Here is a 19,396-nt window from a genome sequence, read left to right as displayed (position 1 = left end):
TGCGTTTATACGACTAAAAATAGTAGTCTGCGATCGAGAAAAAGTCCGAATTTGCTAATTTAGGGGGCATGGGGCATTGGGGACTGGGGACTGGGGACTGGGGCATGGGGCATTTGTCATTGGGCAAAACAGTGTTGAGTAATGAGTAATGAGTGCTGAGTTAGGAGTTATTCTACCCCTGCTCCCTGCTCCCTACCCCCTCATCTCCCTGCCTCCTGCTCCTCTGCTCCTCTGCTCCTCTGCTCCTCTGCTCCCCCACTCCTCACTCCCGCAGCTGTCTTTAGGAGGCCGACAACATGACAACTATATTTTTTGTAGAAGACTCTGCTGAAGATAGAGCTTTGTATCGACGCTTCCTAGAGCGGGACGATCGCTACACTTATGATATTTCCGAATTTGAATCTGGCAATCAGGCGCTACAAGCTTGTCAAGAGAAAATACCAGATGTGATTTTGTTGGACTATCGATTACCAGATTTAGATGGGCTGGAATTTCTTACTCAGCTACAGAGGCAAACTTCTAACAGCCAAATTTCAGTAATTCTACTGACTGGGCAGGGAGACGAAACGATCGCAGTCCAAGCCATCAAGAATGGGGCGCAAGATTATCTAGTCAAGGGAAAACTGACTTCTGATAATTTACGTCGAGCGGTTCATGGGGCGATCGAGCAGATGCAGCTAATGCGGCAGCTAAAACAACAACAGGAACAACAAAAGTTAGTAGGAGCGATCGCTCTTAATATTCGCCAATCGTTGAGGCTTGAAGATATCCTTGCCACGAGTGTTCAAGAAGTCCGCCAGTTACTGAGCGCCGATCGAGTACTGCTATATCAATTTACGCCTCAAATGCGGGGCAACATCGTCGCGGAGTCGGTATTACCCCAATGGACACCAATCTTCGGAATGCAGATTGAAGATACCTGTTTTCAGGAAAATCAGGGGGGAGAATATCGCCGAGGAAAAATTTGGGCGGCGACAAACATCTACGAAGCAGGTTTAAGTGATTGCCATATTCAACTTTTGGAACAGTTTCAGGTGAAGGCGAATTTAGTTGTCCCGATTTTGTTTGAGAGCAAGGAGACTCAAACAGTTGAACTTTGGGGGTTATTTATTGCACATCAATGTTCTGCCCCGCGACAATGGCAGACATTTGAGGTAGAATTGCTCTCTTCACTGACGGTGCAACTAGCGATCGCTATCCAACAAGCCGAACTCTATCACAACCTCCAAACCCTCAACACTGAGTTAGAAGCCAAGGTACAAGAACGCACTGCCAAATTGCACCAAAGCGATCGCCGTTTCCGTGCCATCTTCAATAATACTTTCCAGTTCATCGGACTGCTAACGCCAGCTGGCATTTTACTGGAGGCGAACCAGACGGCGCTAAGTTTTGCCGGACTGAAACTAGAAGATGTAATCAATCGCCCTTTTTGGGAAGCACACTGGTGGACAATTTCACCGCAAACTCAAGCAGAATTAAAACAAGCGATCGCTCGTGCAGCCCAAGGAGAGTTTATCCGCTATGAAGTTGATGTTCTCGGTGCAAATAATCGGGTAGCAACAATCGATTTTTCACTCCGTCCGCTTTTAGATGAGACAGGTCAAATTGTTTTGTTGATTCCAGAAGGGCGAGATATTACCGAACTCAAACAGGCTAAAGAAAAACTCCAACAAAGTGAAGCACTGCTAGCCACTACTCAACAAATCGCCCATGTAGGCAGTTGGGAATTGAATTTAGAAACGAAAAAGCGCTCCTGGTCAATGGAAACCTTTCGCATCTCTGGTCTAAATCCCACTCAAGGCGAACCCAGCCAGACGGAACTTCTCCAAATAGTTCATCCAGACGATCGCGCCTGGATAGAGGCTCAACTGGAACAGGCGATGTCTACGACAGACTACGCTCAACAAGCCCCTTTCAATCTTGAGTATCGAATTATCCGACCTGATGGTTCGGTGCGCTACGTTGAGTCGAAAGCAGAGATAGCTTATGATGCTCAAGGGCAGCCAGTTAAGCTATTGGGAGCGGTTCTAGATATTACAGAACGTAAACAAAATGAGTTAGAAATAATCCGTAGTCGTGACCTGCTAGAAGCTGTTTATAACGAATCCGCTGATGCACTTTTTTTGGTAGATGTTGAAACATTACTGATCGCTGACTGTAACGATCGAGCAGTGAAGCTATTTGCAGCCTCTAGCAAAGCCGAATTAATTAACATTAAAGGTAACACTCTGCAAAAACAACCGTTTACTTCCGATGAGATTGCCACCTTTATACAAGAAATTCACCAGCAAGGGTTTTGCAGTCGAGAAGTTGAATATATTACTAAGCAGGGCAAATCCTTTTGGGGAAACATCGCAACCAAACAAATTACGGTCGCTGGTACTGTGATGCAACTAGTACGAATCACGGATATTACTGCCCGGAAGGATGGTGAAAAAGAGCAGCAACGGGCAGAAATAGCTCTCCGAGAAAGCGAGGAACGACTACAATTAGCCCTTGAGGCTTCTGGGGATGGTTTGTGGGACTGGAATTTTTTGACTGGAGAGGTGTATTACAGCCCTCGCTATTTAGAAATGCTCGGATACCGCTTTGATGAACTCCCACAGAATTTGAGTACTTGGGAGCGATTAGTTCATCCAGACGATCTACCTTGGACAAAGAAAATCTTGGCAGCTCATTTCAAGGATAGTTCAATACCGTACAAATTTGACTATCGACTTTGCACTAAATCGGGCGAATGCAAATGGATTGCCAACTACGGCAAGGTTGTGATGCGAGATGCAGATGGTAATCCTCTGCGAATCACTGGTACTCATCGAGATATCAGCGATCGACAAGCCGCACTACGCGAACACAAACAAGCCGAAGCAGCCTTAGCCAAAAGTGAAGAACAACTGAGACTAACGTTGGAATTTAATCACATCGGTCTTTGGGATTGGAATGTTCAAACAGGCGAAGTTATCTGGAACGACAACCATTTTCGTTTGTTAGGTTTAGAGCCAGAAATATCAGCCAGCTATCAATTATGGCGCGATCGCGTGCATCCAGAGGATGTTGACGGAATTGAACAGACTGTATCAAATGCACTGGCACAACATATTAATTTTCAAGCTGAATATCGAGTGATTTATCCCGATGGCAGGGTTCGCTGGCTCACGGGAAAAGGGCGTGCTGCTTACAACGAAGCAGGCGAACCTGTACGGATGTTAGGAGTAATTATTGATGTAAGTGAGCAAAAGCAAGCAGAAGCAGCTTTGCAAGAAAGTGAAGCCCGATTTCAGGCATTTATGAACAACAGCCCAGTGCTAGCTTGCATCACTGATACAGATGGCTGTGTACTTTACTTAAATCAAACATACCTGCGGACATTTAAATTACTACCCGAACAGGTGATTGGGCAATATATTTCTGACCTCTACCCAGATGAAATTGCTAGGCAGCATTTCGATCACCTTCGCACAGTCATAGAGACAAATCAGGCAATTGAGGTGATTGAATTTGCTCCTCAACCAGACGGTTCCCTCGGTGAGTTCTTGGTATACAAATTCCCGATTCTCGGATTGTCTGCACAAAAGCTAGTGGGTAGAGTGGCGATTGATATCACAGAACGCAAGATTCTAGAGCGAGAAGTAGCTCACAAGCAAAAGTTATTGGATACCTTCATCAATAATGCACCTGTTGGTATAACCATTCTCGATCGGGAACTGCGTTATTCATTGATTAATGAAGCATTAGCAGAAATTAATGGCATTCCCGCAGCAGAGCATATTGGTAAGACACCGTGGGAGATTGTCCCTGATATTGCACCAAAGCAAAAGCAACTCTTTCGACATGTCTTAACAACAGGTGAACCAATTTTAGATTTGGAAATCAGTGGAGAAACCCCAAAATTTCCAGGTGTAATCAGAACTTGGCTAGCTTCCTATTTTCCAATTCAGTCTGAAGCTGATGAACCTATTAGCATGGGCATTGTTGTAGTTGAAATCAGCGATCGCAAACGCGCTGAACAAATGTTAGAGTTGCAAGCAGTCATTACCCGCAACATGGCGGAGGGAATTTGCCTAGTTCGTGCAACAGATGGCGTGTTTGTCTACGCCAATCCTAAATTCGAGCAGATGTTTGGTTATGAGCCTGGTGAATTAATCGGTCAGCATGTATCGATCGTCAACTATGGTGATGAAAATAATACACCTGAAGATGTTAATCAGGCGATTAGCACTGCTGTTTTAGAACACAGTGAAGTAATCTATGAAATTTATAATATTAAAAAAGATGGCACTCCATTCTGGTGTAGCGCTACCGCTTCCGTTTTTGAACATCCTGAGTATGGAAGTGTCCTTGTGGCTATCCAACAAGATATCACCGAGCAAAAGCAAGCGGAAGAAAAAATCAAAGCCTCTTTAAAAGAAAAGGAAGTATTACTCAAAGAAATTCATCATCGTGTTAAGAACAATTTAGGAATTGTCAGCAGTTTGTTGCAAATGCAATGCAGACGAACACAAGATCCTGGGGTGACAGCTATTTTGCGCGATAGCCAAAACCGCATTGCTTCCATTGCCCTAGTTCATGAAAAACTATACCGTTCTGAAGACCTCGCTGATATTGATTTCGCTCAATACATTCCAGATTTAACAACTCATTTATTTGATTCCTATAATGTCAGTTCTAGCCAGATTCAACTACATATTCAAGTTGATAATGCTAGCCTTGACATCGAAACCGCCATTCCTTGTGGCTTGATTATTAATGAACTGGTTTCTAATGCTTTAAAATACGCTTTTGTTGGTAATCGTGGAGGCAAAATTGAGGTTAAGTTTTATCAAGAACCCGCATCTACTTTGACACTCATTATTAGAGATAATGGTGTTGGCTTACCCGAAAACTTTGATAGTAAGAAAACTAAAACACTGGGTATAACACTTGTCCAGGGTTTAGTCAAGCAGCTAAGAGGAAAACTTGAAATTGACTCTCAACAAGGAACAGAGTTCAAAATTACTTTTACAAACAGCCGGATATGAACATAATTGACCTCTCACCAAACACGCACACAAAAGAGACAGTTCGAGTCCTTGTTGTTGAAGATGAATATATCCTTGCTATCAACTTACAAGAAACTTTAGAGTCTTTAGGATATGTTGTTTTAGATATTGCCGATTCTGCCGAAGAGGCAATTGCAAAAGCAACTGAATTACGCCCAAACTTGATTTTAATGGATATCAGATTACGCGGTGAAATAGATGGTATCCAGGCATCAGAGCAAATTTGGCATCATTTGCAAATCCCGATTATCTACGTCACCGGGCACTCCGATCAAAGTACTGTCGAGCGAGCAACGCTGACATCCCCCTTTGGATATATTCTTAAACCCATTAAAGAGCAAGAACTTTACGTTGCCATTCAAACAGCACTCAATCGCTACGATCGCGAGCAATTTTTGAGTTCTGTGCTTCGAGGAATGGGGGATGGGGTAATTGTAGTCGATACTAATTTAAATATTAAATACATCAATCAGGTAGCTGAAGCTCTAACAGGGTGGCAATGGAATGAAGCTAAAGACAAGACGTTAACTGAAGTTATCAAAATCATTGATGAACAAACTCAGTTGCCGACAGAAAATCCAATTATTGCAGCCCTCCAACAAGAAACTACTATATATTTAGGCAGTGGTGTTCTACTAGTTGCTAGAAACGGGACAACTACACCAATAGCTGATAGTGCTACTCCCCTGAGAAATAATAATGGTGTAATTACAGGAGCCGTATTTGTTTTCCGAGATGACACGCAACGACGGTTAACCGAAGAACGCAATCTCGCAGCTGAACGTGCCCAACAACTAGAAGTTCGAGTGGCAGAACTGCAACGCCTGAACCAATTAAAAGAGGATTTTCTGGCAACCACTTCTCATGAAATGCGAACGCCCTTGTCAAACATCAAAATGGCAATCTCTGTGCTAGAAAATATTCTCGATCGCCAGGGTATCTTAAATTCAAACACACTTCCCCCATCTGAATCTGTAGACCGCTATTTACGTATTGTGCGCGAACAGTGCGAACAAGAACTGGATTTGGTTGACAATTTACTGTATCTACGAATGATTGATGCAGATGTCTATCCATTGGAATTAACATCAATTCAACTCCAAAACTGGCTGCCTCACGTTGCCGAGTATTTTCAAGAACGCGCTCAAGCTAGAGAACAGTCTTTGCAAGTTAGTGTTTCTCCAGATTTACCACCTTTAGTTTCAGACTTGGCTAGCCTGACTGAAATTATCTCAGAGTTACTCAACAATGCTTGTAAATACACTCCACCTGATGGACAGATTGTGTTAAACGTTCAGCTAATTTATATCACAAAAAGTCCGATCGATGAGGATGCTAAATCTGGTGTATTAGATAATTTTCAAGTTCCTTATTTTCAAATCACATTTAGCAATTCTGGGGTGATAATTCCAAAAAAAGAACAATCTCGAATTTTTGAGCCGTTTTACCGGATTCCTGAAAGCGAACGCTGGCAACAAAGCGGCACAGGATTAGGTTTAACATTGGTTAAGAAATTAGTAGAATATCTCCAAGGCACGATTGAAGTTACCAGCTCTCAGGGCTGGACAACGTTTACAGTTCAGCTACCTTTAAGTTTGTAATGGTATTTGTCATTTGTTATTTGTCATTAGCTCGACTTTATCCATTTTTGCCTACGGGTCATCACAAATGTAGGCGATCGCTAAAAGATACGGGTTTTGCTGCATACATAACATTTAAATACAGCCTTGGCGAATAGTGATGGCACAAGTAATACACTGAGGCTGAAGGATAATTGTGTGTATCTTCCCATGAATACAACAATACCATTTGAAATTGCCAATATCCTACTACCGTAATGGATAAAGTCGAGCTTAGGACAAATAATTTGGCAAACGACAACAGCAAACGACATTTAGTATTGGCATTACTGAAAACATCAAATTCCATGACTTTTTCCAATTACCCAATTACGCCGGAAAAACCGAGCTAAAGCTGATTCTTCTAAAGATAAATAAATTGGTCGTCCATGAGGACAGGTGCGAGGGTTGCGAGTACGTTGCCAATTATCTAAAAGTGTCTGCATTTCTTGCTGATTCATGGGTGTACCATTACGAATAGCACTGCGACAGGCAACAGCGACTTGGGCTGTTTGTAAATCCCCTCCCCAACTAAGCTCTAAAATTGCTTCTGCACAGTCGTTTCGCTGTTGCAAAGGTGCGGGGATATTACGGACTGCCCAAAGTTGTTCGCCAAAGGGTTCTATTTCTAAACCAATGCGTTGCAGTTGCAATACTTGCGCTGGCGATAATTGATAAAGAATTATTGGCGGTTCGACGGGTAAAAGTTGCCAATCATCGCATAATTGCTCATACAAAACTCGCTCATGGGCAATGTGCTGTTCTACTAACCACATCCCACCTGAATGTTCCGCCACAATATAAGTGTTGCTAACTTGAGCGACAGCTTTTAAAGAGTTAGGAGTTGGGAGTGAGGAGTTAGGAGTTTTGGGATTTTCATTAGGATTTTGAGAATTGAAATTATAGCTGCCTTTGGCTTCTGCGGCTTTGAGTAATTTACTAACTCGTGTTGTGTGAACAGCTTCTTTGAGATTATTAGAAGAGATGCTGAGTGCTTTATTAATTGCTTGGGTAATTTGCTCTTGCCAATAAATGATTTCGTTGAGGTAAATTTCTGTTTTTGCTGGATTGCGATTCCAGTTAATTTGATCGGGAGAAATGGCAAGATGTAAGAAACAAATTGGATAGCGATCGCGTGGTAATGTTCTATGAAATGCTGATAATATGGTTTGCTCTAGTTCCGGTGTCTTAATCATACGTCTGTTGATAGCTACACGTACCCAATCTGGACGATGACGATGAGTGCGATCGGGTAATCCTACCACTAAATTTAGTGCTGAGTGGGGAGAGACGCGATGAATCGCGTCTGTACAAGTGTCCGTAGAGACGCGATTCATCGCGTCTGTACAAGAGTTGGGGGGGTTGGGTATTTCGAGTTTTACTTCTTGCAAGTCACCTTGTCGCACTTGCGGTAAAATTTGCGGTAGCAATTGCCCAGTTGTCGCAGCCGGACAAATGGTGAACCATTGACGGTCATTTTGCCAAATCTGCCAGGTGACGTGGGGATGACAGAGGGCGATTTGGTGAATTGTGGCTTGCACAGCTTTCATTTGCTGTGCTGTTGTGGGTAATCCCTGACGACGAGATGAGCAATTACCGAAAAGATGAGAAACTGTAACTACTGTACCAGGTGCGATCGCAGTTGCTTCAACTTGTACAACTTTCCCGCCATCGCCATAAATTATCCGCCATCCTAAATTTCCCTCCAGAGGACGACTCAAAATTTCTAAATTAGCCAGAGTCGTTAAACTGTGCAACGCCTCACCACGAAACCCTAAACTGTTAATTTTCCACAAATCGGCACTAGAGCGAATTTTACTAGTGCTGTGGGCTGTGGCTGCTTGTTGTAAATCATCTAGGTTCATTCCACAGCCATTATCTGCCACGCGAATTCGCCATTGCTGCGGCCACAAAGAAACCACAATTCGCGTTGCACCTGCGTCTAGGGAATTTTCTACCAATTCCCGCACCACAGAGGCTAAAGAGTCGATTACCTCTCCAGCTGTAATGAGATATACAACTTCTGTTGGTAGAGCTTGAATAGTAGATGCCATAAATTATAGTTTATAGCTTCTGGGGCACGCTATATACGACTTATATCAAGAATCCTTTCTCAGCAACAAAAGAACCACAAATAAACACTGATAAATTATCTGTGTGCATCTGTGGTTTAATTTATAAAACATTAATTTTGCAAGATATCTATTGTGTATTACAACTTTTTCTATAGCATCAGAAAAAGTTAGTAATTGCAACATTAATTAACATTAAATCACCTGACTTTATAAATATTTTTAGGCGATTCGTTAATTACTATCTCTCATGGACAAAATTTTCGGTGGTTCAGGTTTGAGCAAACCGTTCAACAGTGATGCAGGACGTTGACTATAAGGCCAAGCAAAAGCATGACGGAAAGCCGCATCTTGACAAGCTTGTAGTTGTGCAAAACTAATAATGTTGTAAGTCAAGAGATTCTCATACTCAAATGGTAGACGCACATTGTGCAATCCAGCATTATCAGTACAGATAGCGATATCAACTCCAGCATCAAGACAACGGTCAAAAACTAATTTGAGTTGACGTATATCTTGCAAAGTTCCAGTTTTTAGGTAAGTTGTCGGACAAACCTCTAAACATTGCCCGCGTCTAGCTACATCATTAAGTAGCTCTGGATATAGTAGAGGAATTTGAATGCCGTGACCAATCCGCATCAGATATGGTAACAGTTCTGGGTAACAACCAGCGGTGGTTTCATATAGATGTCCCGTGGTGTTAACGCCCAGCGATCGCGCATAATCATATAAGCTAATCCATTCTTCTAAGCGATCGGCGTAATAACTATCACCTCCTGCTACATCTACTGCACAGACATACTGTTTATTTTGCGCCGCTAAATCAACAATCGCCTTGTTCACCTCATAAGGTAGGCGCGTATGCATACAGAGAATTTGGCTAGTAACAATCGGATATTCTGGCTGTTGGCTGGCAAGTCCTACTACTCGCACAATTTCTGCCATCTTGTCAATTCTTGCAGATTGACTCAGATGCTCAGGTGTCCGCAAATAAGGAGTGTAGCGCAGTTCCAGATAAGCCAAATTTTCAAATATGTAAGCACCCCGCACCAAGCGATAGATAAAGTAAGGCAAAGTTTCTACAGTTTGCACGCTTTCTACCAAGGTGTGTAATTCTAGATACTCATCTAGAGTGTTACGTGGGCGGGTATAAAAATCTTCAAATTCTGAATAGTCAGCAAAGCGGGAAATTAACTCCGAAGAATGCCGCTCGAAATATCGCCATAAAACTCGTGGTACGACCGAGCCGCCTAGATGTCTATGTAATTCAGCGTATAAAGCCATAGTGGTATTTTTAGGTAAAAATTTCAATGATTGTAACAAAAACATCGAAAGAAAAATTTGTCTTCAAACAAATTTTGCTCCAACTTCTTTGGAGTAGAGGTTTCCCTACATCTTAATTTCAACAAATACTCCGACCTGTAAACTGTGCAAACGATTTGGTGGCTTGGAATTAGATAGGGTTGAGAGCAACAGATAAATTTCTGCTTCCTACCTCCTGCACTAATATTTGCAGCCCGAACAAACTTGACATTACCAAGATTAAATTGATAGCATTGATATCCTTGATTTTTGTGCTATAGTAAAGAAACATTGCTATTGTTAAGCGAGTGAAATATAGCAATATATTTTTTCTTTAACAAAGCAAATTCCTGGCAAGGTTGGTATTAATTGAAAATTCAAGCGTTGGAAGTCAAGGCTGGCGATCGCATTATTGCTTACTGCAACAATAAAATGCAAACCTGCAAGGTAAAACGCATTTTAGATCCAGGTCAAGCCAATATCACACTATCAGTATTCACCTCTGAGAATTATCGCGGTTGCTCAGTTTCATCTATAGTTCGCTTCCAAAGCAACGCTTTAGTTGATTTGGTAAGTTAGCTAAAAACCAAGTAAATATTCAAACTCAAAAATATTTCTAGCTATTGTCCAGCCTCAAACTGGACAAAATTTTTGTGAAAGGTGCGATGCCTGCGGTAAAGATCGCCTACGCACATCCAAATTCGTTAATTGTGGCTAGATGATTTTTCTAAAAATGTAAAGCCCAATTTAGGTATTGCTAAACTGTTCCAGATATAATTTGTACATCTAAATTTAATTAAAATATTGTGGGGTGGACAGCGTTCGGCTGACCTGTACTGAGCGTTATTAAAGTAGCGCTGACGCCAAATTATTGCCCACCCTAATTATGCAAGTTAAAGGTGGAACAGCTTATTACTATTAACCCTCTACTTGATGGCTTTTGTTAGTTCTTTTTCACATCACGAGCCATGTTGAGGTAGTAGTCGTCAAGTTTAGCATTAGAACGACGGCGGTTAGGGGCAGGAATTTTAGTAGTGTTATCCCGATTCGTTTCAATTGGCTGTTTAGTTGAAACTTGATTTACGTCTTGCACCCGATCGGATTCCAAGAAATAACCAGACTCAGAGAATCCGAAAAGCTTGGCAAACAAACCAAATAAATTTCCGAAAAAATTAGAAATACTTTGGAATAAAACACCAAACAAGCCTTCAAGACGAAGGAACAAGTTCCGAATAATTTGAGTTAGACGAAGCATAATAGTACCTTCAATGATTGCCTATTACTATTGTGACGCAATTCGGATTCGGGAATTGAGGATATGGCAAAAATCTACCAGTAGGTAGGTATAATTCCCACAATCCCTACCTTTCCTGAACCAGCAAAACCGACTTTACAGGACGCTTGATAGAATTTCCCTCCAAATCAACCTTCCCGTAAAAGGTTTTCCCATTGTAATAAAGCGAAGACGAACTTCCTCCATCCAGATTCATGGCGCGATCGGCTCCAAGAGTTTTCATCAAATCAGCTAATGCTGGCAAAGATATTCCATTCGCGGGAGCCGAGGGTTTTTGAGCCACCATAACTAAAATAACGCTGCCATCAGGGGTGATACCTACAGCAGTTCTGGCATTGGGTTGATTGCTGCCAAGCGCATCTCGTTTATTAGCATTGTCTACAAAGCCCTCTTTTTCTAAGGTGAGTTCTGGTAATAAGCGCGGGCCAGCACCGATAGCATCAACTAACTGACAACCTGCTGGTGTTGACTGACTGTGTAGGGCAATGGAATAGCGGCTAGTTTGCCCGCATAAGTAGCGACGGAATTCTGTGCGATTGAATATTTGACCCAAATAAGACTTTAAGTTGGGATTGTTCACCAGCCGCTCATTTTCCTTGGGATTGGCTATCAACTTTCCTTGTCGGACAACATAAGATGTAGTTTTTTGGTTGACTGGGTCAAAAAAGCCTGCATTCAAAATAGCCACAGCTTGATGCTTTTGGGCAAATTCTTCTACAGTGGCTACCTTCTGTGATAGTGCAGGAGTCACCAAAAATTTGCTATTAACTGGAATCAGCACGATGTGAGCGATGCTTTGGGGCAAAGTGCGATCGAAGTAGCGGATAGTTTTTGCTGGTGAAGCTGCAATAGTGGGTATTGAAGGTGTTGAAAAACGCAAATTAAACCACAACACCATTGCTAAACTAATTAATATCAAAGCCAGTAGTTTGATTTTTCTCACTTTTAAACTCACGTGCGGTTAGCTCAAAAAAGTTGATTTAATCGATTTAATTAAAATACTTTAAGCTGAAAAATAAGCAATTAACTTTAATTATTCCCGGTTCGCCCATTTTTTAAGGATTTAGGAAAAATAGATAGTCAAAAGTATACCGAAGGGCGTATTCCCAAAAAGGCTCAATTAGGTATATGTTCGCAATTATGGCTACTAAACCCATAATTACAAAAATTTAACTTTAAAATAACTAAACTATCTAGATTCAACAGAATATGAATAGAGTTATCTTCAAAAACATCAAGGAATAAAATATGTGCGCTATTGAATTGGAAATTAGCAAACCAGTATCTTGCAATTGTCCACAGAGATATCTGCGGTTTTGATAGTTGCTTAAGTTCGGATCGATTGAAATTGTTAACTGCTTATGCGTCCTCGTCAAAAAATTATCGAGATGTTCTCAACCTTCGTTGAGTTGGAAGGAGACAGATTCAGCAAATGGTTGATTGATATCAAACTACATCGAAATATTCAAAATTGCTTGGAGTCTTCATCATTCGTCCCTAACTCAGAAAACTTTTGGGCATTACATTGGTACAAATGCTGGCGAGAGGAATCTAATAGCCTTGCTAGAATGCATTTATCTGCTTATTTACAGGAACAAAATTATTGGGCTGCTAAAAAGACTATTGCCAAATTTACAAATAGTCAACATAGCCTAGCAGATTATTTTCAAATGGCGAATGCTGAAATTGAAACAATTCTCAAAAATTTTAATCTAGAAAAATGCTCTAGCTTAAAAACCTATGCTACTATTGCGGTTCCCAGTCGGCTAAAAGATATTTTACGCCAACGCAAAGAAGCTGATATTTGCACAAATTGGGCATTGTTACGCAAAGTAAGCAAAAAGCAGTTATTAGAAGCTCTTGCTCAAGCTGGATTATCAGCAATTCTAATTGCCCAATATCGACTCGCCTGGACTTGTTTCAAAGAACTGTATGTTCAAAACCAACCAGGTGGCACAAAGTCACTACCAGAACCAGAACCTCAACTTTGGGAAGCTATTGTCAAGCTCTACAACCGCGATCGCCAAAATCAGTTAACTCAACCTACTCCAGAATGCACGAGAGAGAAAATTGAACAGTGGTTAACCCAGGCAGCTATCTACGTGCGTGGTTATCTGTATCCACCTGTTAGTTCTCTAAATGTAGTGATACCAAAAGATGACTCCACAACAACTTTTGATTTGCCAGATCCATCCTCTGAATCATTAATCACGGAGATGATAGCCCAAGAGGATGCCCAAAACCAACAAAATCAACAATCTCAGATTGAAGCTGTTTTGTTAAAAACTTTACAAGCTTTTGAGGCAAAAACTCAAGAAATACTTCAACTTTATTACCAACAGGGATTAACTCAGCCACAGATTGTAGAACGCCTACAAATGAGTCAGCCTACTGTTTCTCGTCGGCTGATCAAATGTAGAGAATCAATGCTGAAAGCATTGATCCAATGGAGCCAAGACACGCTTAATATTTCTGTGACTTCCAACCTAGTTAATGATATGAGTAGTGCTTTGGAAGAATGGTTGAAAGTTAAGTATGGGGAATATCGCTGAAATTATGAATGATGAGGTAGTAAGAATGACTTCGGCTTTTACTGAACCGCAGGAACTGTTGTTAGAAATATCACCATCATTACAGACAAGTTCTTGGCAAGAAAGCCAAATGTACGCCACACCTAGCAGTCGCTGGCGCGCTTACATAAATCAAATTTGCCTTCATGGGTTTTTGAATTGGGTAAAAGCTGAATATGTTCCAGAAGCAAGTATCTGGCATAGTTCCCCTGGTATTCCTGCTTTTTGGGAATTTGTCAATGGCACAGCAATTTTGTTAAACCAAAAGCGAGTCGTTTTAATTCCTAGCGAGGCAATTGATGATAGTGAGTTAGAAGTTCCTCAAGAATGGGTAGACATTCCTACTTGGGCAGCAGATTATTATTTAGCAGTACAAGTTACAGCAGATGGGGAGTGGGTAAGAATTTGGAGCTATATAACCCATGAAAAACTTAAATCACTAGCAGACTATGACCAAGTAGATAGGACTTATTGTATAGATGCACGGCACTTAATTAAAGACCTTAATGCTTTTTGGATGACCTACCAATTTTGTGGAACAGAGGAGATGAAAGGTGCGATCGCTCCACTCCCACAATTATCGACTCCTCAAGCAGAAAATCTTGTGCAAGAGTTAGGAAATCCCTCTGTAACATTTCCTAGACTGGCAGTACCATTCACAACCTGGGGAATGCTACTAGAGAATGAGCAGTGGCGGCAGCGTTTGTACCAAGAAAGACTGCAATCTGCACCTACGCAATTTTCACAAGTACAAGTGAATCTCAGTCGTTGGTTGAAGGAGATTTACGATGCTTCTTGGCAAGCTATAGACACTTTTTTTGAGCCAAACTCTAGTAGCCTAGCTTTTAATTTCCGCACTTCTTCCGGGTTAAATGCTGCTGCGATCAAACGCGCCAAGCTAATTAACTTGGGAATAGAAATAGAGACTCAAAAAGTTATTTTATTAATCGCCTTAATACCAGAAGCTAACCAACAAGTTAGTATTCGCGTGCAACTACATCCAGCTTGTAATCAACTTGACCTACCTGCTAATATCAAGCTAATTTTACTTTCAGATCGAGGGGAAATACTTCAACAAGTACAAGCAAGAATTCAAGATAGTTATGTGCAGTTAAAACTCTTTGATGGGGAAGTAGGAGAATGTTTCAGCATCCAGGTTGGCCTTGATAATTATCAAATAACAGAAAATTTTATAATTTAGTTATTATGAGCCAGCAGTATCAAATTGGTTGATGCGATCTCTTTGCACCAGGTTGTAAACGTTGTTTTTGCTCGAAGGTCATAAGTTTATACCAAATTTGTCTTGTGTAGTCCTTATACTGCACTTTTATTTGGTATTTTTGCATAAGTAGAATGCTCTCTGTTGATTAGTCATTAGTTAATCACGAATGACTAAGTCCATTTAACTTATGAGTAAGCTAGTTGTCTTCAGCTTCTTAGGAGGAGATTTAAATCAAGGATTTCCTGTTGTCACGGCTCAAGTTTGGTGTGATAACCAATTTGTACCTGTGAAATTAACAGGGAGTCTACCACCAGCACCAGAACTAAGCGAACTCTACCGCAGATGGCAATTACTCTACGCAGCAGTTCATCAACGCCTGGGTAGGAATCAACGGATAAAAGTACATTCGCAAGACATAACCAATATTTCTGTCAATGACTTTAATGAAGTGTGTCAACAGCTACAAGCCAATATCAATGCTTGGTTAAAATGTGAATCATTTCAGAATATTGAACGGCAGTTGCGAACTCTACTCAGTCGTAATGATGAAATTAGAGTCATTATTGAAACAAATATAGTTCTACTGCATCGCTTGCCTTGGCATCTATGGCATTTTTTTGAAGATTACCCGAAAGCGGAATTAGCTTTAAGCAATCATGAGTATGAATCTACTCACTTATTGCAAAAATCTCCTACAGGTAAAGTCAAAATTTTGGCAATTCTAGGCAATAGAGTTGGTATTGATATTGATAAAGATGCCTCTGCTTTACACGGTTTAACAGATGGCAAAACCACTTTTCTTATAGAACCAACACGACAAACACTTGACGAGCATCTATGGAATCATGATTGGGATATTCTATTTTTTGCCGGACATAGCACTAGTCTTACTGACGGAGAAATTGGGGAAATTTGCATCAATAAAACAGAAAGTTTAACAATTTCGCAGTTGAAAAATGGACTTAAGGCAGCAATTAGACGGGGTTTAAAACTAGCAATTTTCAATTCTTGTGACGGAATTGGCTTAGGACGAAATTTAGCTGATTTAAACATTCCCCAAATGATTGTAATGCGGGAAGGAGTACCAGATTTAATAGCACAGGAATTTTTAAAAAACTTTCTTACCGCCTTTGCAGATAGCAAACCATTTTACTTGGCTGTGCGAGAAGCGCGAGAAAGACTTCAAGGACTGGAAAATGAATTTCCTTGTGCCAGTTGGTTGCCAGTTATCTATCAAAATCCTACAACTATTTCTACTACGTGGCAAGAATTGTGCGGTAATTTTGCTGATACTAAATTTGTAGGTGAAGTTTTGACAAAAGGTAAAATTGCAACACCAAAACTCAAACTTTCGACTGTACTACTTAGTACTTTGATTGTGGCTGTTTCAACACTAGGTTTGAGATACTTGGGAATTTTTGAAAAAATAGAACTACAAACTTTCGATCAAATGCTACGGTTGCGACCTCAAGAAGAGCCAGATCCAAGGTTAATAATTGTAGAAATTACTGAAAAAAATATTCAATCACGACAAGAGATGACCAAAGGACTGAAATCTATTTCGGATACTACGTTAGCTAAATTGCTTAACAAAATACAAAAGTATCAACCGCGAGTTATTGGACTGGATATTTATAGAGACTTAGCCGATCCTCCAAATAAATCAAATCCAATACAACTTCCGACTGAACTTAATAAAGATAATGTTGTTGTTGTCTGCAAAAGCCGCGATCGCAAATATGACCCACAAGGTGTTAAACCTCCGAAAGACGTACCTGTAGAACGTCAGGGTTTTACTGATGCAATTCAAGACCCAGATGGTATCGTCCGTCGCCAAATTTTGATGATGGCACAAGAGCCTTCTTCAACTTGTACAACGCCTTATTCGCTGTCGTTGCAATTAGTTACTCGTTATTTATCTTATAAAAATATTAAAACTAAATTTAATGAAGATTATGTACAGTTTGGCTCTAAAGTATTTAAACGCTTAAAATTTAGCCGGAGTGGTGCCTATCAACAAGGAGTTGATTTAGGCGGAAATCAAATACTTGTCAATTACCGTAATACAGATTATCAGAGAGTTTCTCTTGATGATGTACTGAGCGATCACTTCGATCGTAAATCACTTAAAGATAAGATAGTTATCGTTGGAGTGACAGCTAATACAGTTAGCGATACTTGGTCAACTCTCTACAGTACTGCACAGCAAGATTACCAAGAAATACCAGGGATATTTATACAAGCACAAATGGTTAGCCAAGTTTTGAGTGCAGTTTTAGACCAACGTCCAATTCTTTGGGTTTTGCCTTACTGGGGTGATATTCTTTGGATATGCGGCTGGTCTGTAGTTGGGAGCCTGATTATTTGGCGGGTGCGATCGCTCTCACATAAGGGATGCACAATCTTTGCAACAATTGTCACTTTATATGGAGTTTGTGCGATCGCTCTTTTAAAACAAGGGCTATGGTTGCCATTTATTCCTTCTGCCTTTGCTGTGGTTGCAAGCGGTGTTGTTGTAGTGTTGATTCAACGCCGTCAGGAATTTTTCACAATTTCATATCCATAATAAAAGAACCCCACCCCCAACCCCTCCCCGCTTGCGGAGAGGGGAGACAAAGCATAGCTTTGGCGGGGTGGGGTTCTTCGAGTTTAATAAGCAATCAAGCGGACATGATTTCACAACCCTTAGTTGAATAAAATTTCCCTTTATAACTGAAAAATAACGTCAATTTGGCGATTGACGATTTCAAAAATCCGTCATTAATTTTGCTTTGCGGAGCACAAATTGCAGTACAGTTTCTTCGCGGGTAATAATATCAACTCTGCCATCCATACCCAATTGAATTTGACATTTCTTTGTACTGCGACCTAAAGCAAGTTTCTCTGGTTCAATTGTGACTTCGTAAAAAGCACCTACAGCAGTTGCTTTTGGGATAGAGTTCGTATCAGCATCAGCATCGTTTTTTTGCGACCTAACAGCATCCGGGGAAATCGCATTGACAACGCCATTGAGAGTACCGTAATCAGGATAAGGACAAGCACTAACTCGCATTTGCACCTTTTGACCAACTTTTATCTTACCTTTTTCCTCAGAACCGACAGCTGCTTTGATAACTAAAGGTGCATGACTAGGAACAATTTGGACAACTTCCTCCCCAGCCCGGAGAGTTTGACCGGGGTTTCTCAAATTGAGCTTGGAAATAATCCCGTCTGCTGTAGCGGTAATAGTAGTTTGTTTCAGGTCAATTTCAGCTTGCTTGAATTCGCTAGTATCGCGCTCTAATTGTTTTTGGGTTTCAATTTTCTGTTTTATAAGTGCTTGAAGTTCTCTTTCTAAAGATGCTTTATTTACTTCCCCAGAGGCTTTTTCTTGAGCAATGCGTTCAGTCGCCATTGCTACCTCTGCATTGCTTGGGTTGAGAACTGCTTGAGCGCGATCGCGTTTAGCAATAGCCCCATTCACAGCTTGTTTTAGCCGTTCATTTGTTTTTTCTTGGGCCTTATAAATTGCTTTTTGCGCCTGTACGGCTTGTTGTTGTTGTTTGACAGCCAACTGTACTTCTTCTAGTTGATCGCGGGATAATGCCCCTTGTTTAGCGGCACTTTCATATCGGTTCTGCTTTGATGTCGCTGCTCCTAAAGCCGCCTCAGTTGCGTGGAGATTAGCTAATGCTGATTGTAACTGTGCTTGACCTGCATATAATTCTTCTTGAGCCATTTTGACATTGGCTGATGCTTCTTGAAGTTCAGTGATACTGGTAATTTTTTTGTCTTGATGATCGCGATCGCGTCCCTGCAATTCAGCTTTAGCAGAGGCGATAGTCCGATTAGTGCGATCGCTTTCGGCTCGAATTTGACTATCGATTGCATTAATTTGGGGAACGGTTTGAATTAGTTGTAACCTAGCTTGTTGAATATTAGTTTGCAGCTGGTTTTTTTTAGTTTGCAGTCGAGAGTCATCAATAGTAGCAATTTTATCTCCTTTTTGCAGTGTTTGATTTTCTTTGACGTAAATCTGCATTACCTGTCCTTCTGTCGCCGCCTGTACAATTGGCAATTCACCCGCAGGACGCACAACCGCTTGTCCAATCACCGTAACTTTATATTTAACCACCGCAGCCACAGGAACAGCTAACGCCAAGGCAAACACGATAAATAGTCCGCCAAATGTAGTCCAACGACTAATTGGTGGGAGAAACTCGTTGTCTTGAACTAAGGGTAAAAAATTTGTTTGAGACTTACTAATCATGAGTTATAAATATCTCTAAAATACCTAAA

General features: G+C 41.0%; 12 protein-coding genes. 6 read left to right on the top strand and 6 right to left on the bottom strand.

Going from position 1 to position 19,396, the window contains the following annotated elements:
- Positions 1–296: 296 nt before the first annotated feature.
- Together RM049_RS21930 and RM049_RS21925 are read left to right on the top strand one after the other, a co-directional pair.
- Entirely contained in the window at positions 297–5,018 is a 4,722-nt protein-coding gene (locus RM049_RS21930; RefSeq protein WP_322705671.1) for a PAS domain S-box protein, read from the top strand.
- On the top strand, positions 5,015–6,640 hold the full coding sequence (locus RM049_RS21925) for a response regulator (RefSeq protein WP_322705670.1): 1,626 nt from the start codon (positions 5,015–5,017) through the stop codon (positions 6,638–6,640). Before RM049_RS21930 ends, RM049_RS21925 begins: the two co-directional genes overlap by 4 nt.
- A gap of 61 nt (positions 6,641–6,701) precedes the next feature.
- On the opposite strand, the gene RM049_RS21920 is transcribed toward RM049_RS21925, so the two are convergent.
- The 3 genes from RM049_RS21920 to RM049_RS21910 all read right to left on the bottom strand — a co-directional run bounded on the left by RM049_RS21920 (position 6,702) and on the right by RM049_RS21910 (position 10,014).
- The gene (locus RM049_RS21920) at positions 6,702–6,968 is read right to left on the bottom strand and encodes a hypothetical protein (RefSeq protein WP_322705669.1); all 267 of its coding nucleotides are present in this window, start codon (positions 6,966–6,968) and stop codon (positions 6,702–6,704) included.
- On the bottom strand, positions 6,958–8,712 hold the full coding sequence (gene mutL, locus RM049_RS21915; RefSeq protein WP_322705668.1) for a DNA mismatch repair endonuclease MutL: 1,755 nt from the start codon (positions 8,710–8,712) through the stop codon (positions 6,958–6,960). Before mutL ends, RM049_RS21920 begins: the two co-directional genes overlap by 11 nt.
- Positions 8,713–8,964: 252 nt before the next feature.
- The gene (locus tag RM049_RS21910; RefSeq protein ID WP_322675189.1) at positions 8,965–10,014 is read right to left on the bottom strand and encodes an adenosine deaminase; all 1,050 of its coding nucleotides are present in this window, start codon (positions 10,012–10,014) and stop codon (positions 8,965–8,967) included.
- Between the two features lie 387 nt (positions 10,015–10,401).
- Between RM049_RS21910 and RM049_RS21905 the strand changes: the two genes are divergently transcribed.
- Positions 10,402–10,611, top strand: a complete 210-nt coding sequence (locus tag RM049_RS21905) for a hypothetical protein (protein ID WP_094352741.1) — start codon at positions 10,402–10,404, stop codon at positions 10,609–10,611.
- Between the two features lie 364 nt (positions 10,612–10,975).
- Here the strand turns inward: RM049_RS21905 and RM049_RS21900 are convergent, their stop codons facing one another.
- Entirely contained in the window at positions 10,976–11,287 is a 312-nt protein-coding gene (locus RM049_RS21900) for a threonine dehydratase (protein ID WP_322705667.1), read from the bottom strand.
- 106 nt (positions 11,288–11,393) lie between these two features.
- Complete coding sequence (locus RM049_RS21895; RefSeq protein WP_322705666.1) at positions 11,394–12,269, bottom strand: phosphodiester glycosidase family protein; 876 nt, start codon at positions 12,267–12,269, stop codon at positions 11,394–11,396.
- A gap of 418 nt (positions 12,270–12,687) precedes the next feature.
- Here RM049_RS21895 and RM049_RS21890 point away from each other — a divergent pair, with 418 nt between their 5' ends.
- From RM049_RS21890 to RM049_RS21880, 3 genes are all read left to right on the top strand, one after another.
- The gene (locus tag RM049_RS21890) at positions 12,688–13,878 is read left to right on the top strand and encodes a sigma-70 family RNA polymerase sigma factor (RefSeq protein ID WP_322705665.1); all 1,191 of its coding nucleotides are present in this window, start codon (positions 12,688–12,690) and stop codon (positions 13,876–13,878) included.
- Positions 13,879–13,903: 25 nt separating this feature from the next.
- A complete protein-coding gene (locus tag RM049_RS21885; protein ID WP_322705664.1) occupies positions 13,904–15,097 on the top strand; it encodes a DUF1822 family protein in 1,194 nt (397 codons plus the stop codon).
- Between the two features lie 208 nt (positions 15,098–15,305).
- Entirely contained in the window at positions 15,306–17,684 is a 2,379-nt protein-coding gene (locus RM049_RS21880; protein WP_322705663.1) for a CHASE2 domain-containing protein, read from the top strand.
- Positions 17,685–17,864: 180 nt separating this feature from the next.
- Here RM049_RS21880 and RM049_RS21875 read toward each other — a convergent pair whose 3' ends face one another.
- On the bottom strand, positions 17,865–19,367 hold the full coding sequence (locus tag RM049_RS21875) for an HlyD family efflux transporter periplasmic adaptor subunit (RefSeq protein WP_322705662.1): 1,503 nt from the start codon (positions 19,365–19,367) through the stop codon (positions 17,865–17,867).
- Positions 19,368–19,396 lie beyond the last annotated feature (29 nt).

It is taken from the genome of Nostoc sp. DedQUE04, assembly GCF_034530995.1.
GTDB lineage: Bacteria > Cyanobacteriota > Cyanobacteriia > Cyanobacteriales > Nostocaceae > Nostoc.
The sequence above is the reverse complement of the archived record's forward strand: the minus strand, read 5'-3'. Positions and strand labels throughout refer to the sequence as shown.

What these genes read in the sequence shown, in the direction of transcription:
- RM049_RS21930 (WP_322705671.1), top strand. Translation starts at nt 297, where the DNA reads ATGACAACTATATTTTTTGTAGAAGACTCTGCTGAAGATAGAGCTTTG.
- RM049_RS21925 (WP_322705670.1), top strand. Translation starts at nt 5,015, where the DNA reads ATGAACATAATTGACCTCTCACCAAACACGCACACAAAAGAGACAGTT.
- RM049_RS21920 (WP_322705669.1), bottom strand. Translation starts at nt 6,968, where the DNA reads ATGGAATTTGATGTTTTCAGTAATGCCAATACTAAATGTCGTTTGCTG.
- mutL (WP_322705668.1), bottom strand. Translation starts at nt 8,712, where the DNA reads ATGGCATCTACTATTCAAGCTCTACCAACAGAAGTTGTATATCTCATT.
- RM049_RS21910 (WP_322675189.1), bottom strand. Translation starts at nt 10,014, where the DNA reads ATGGCTTTATACGCTGAATTACATAGACATCTAGGCGGCTCGGTCGTA.
- RM049_RS21900 (WP_322705667.1), bottom strand. Translation starts at nt 11,287, where the DNA reads ATGCTTCGTCTAACTCAAATTATTCGGAACTTGTTCCTTCGTCTTGAA.
- RM049_RS21890 (WP_322705665.1), top strand. Translation starts at nt 12,688, where the DNA reads ATGCGTCCTCGTCAAAAAATTATCGAGATGTTCTCAACCTTCGTTGAG.
- RM049_RS21885 (WP_322705664.1), top strand. Translation starts at nt 13,904, where the DNA reads ATGACTTCGGCTTTTACTGAACCGCAGGAACTGTTGTTAGAAATATCA.
- RM049_RS21880 (WP_322705663.1), top strand. Translation starts at nt 15,306, where the DNA reads ATGAGTAAGCTAGTTGTCTTCAGCTTCTTAGGAGGAGATTTAAATCAA.
- RM049_RS21875 (WP_322705662.1), bottom strand. Translation starts at nt 19,367, where the DNA reads ATGATTAGTAAGTCTCAAACAAATTTTTTACCCTTAGTTCAAGACAAC.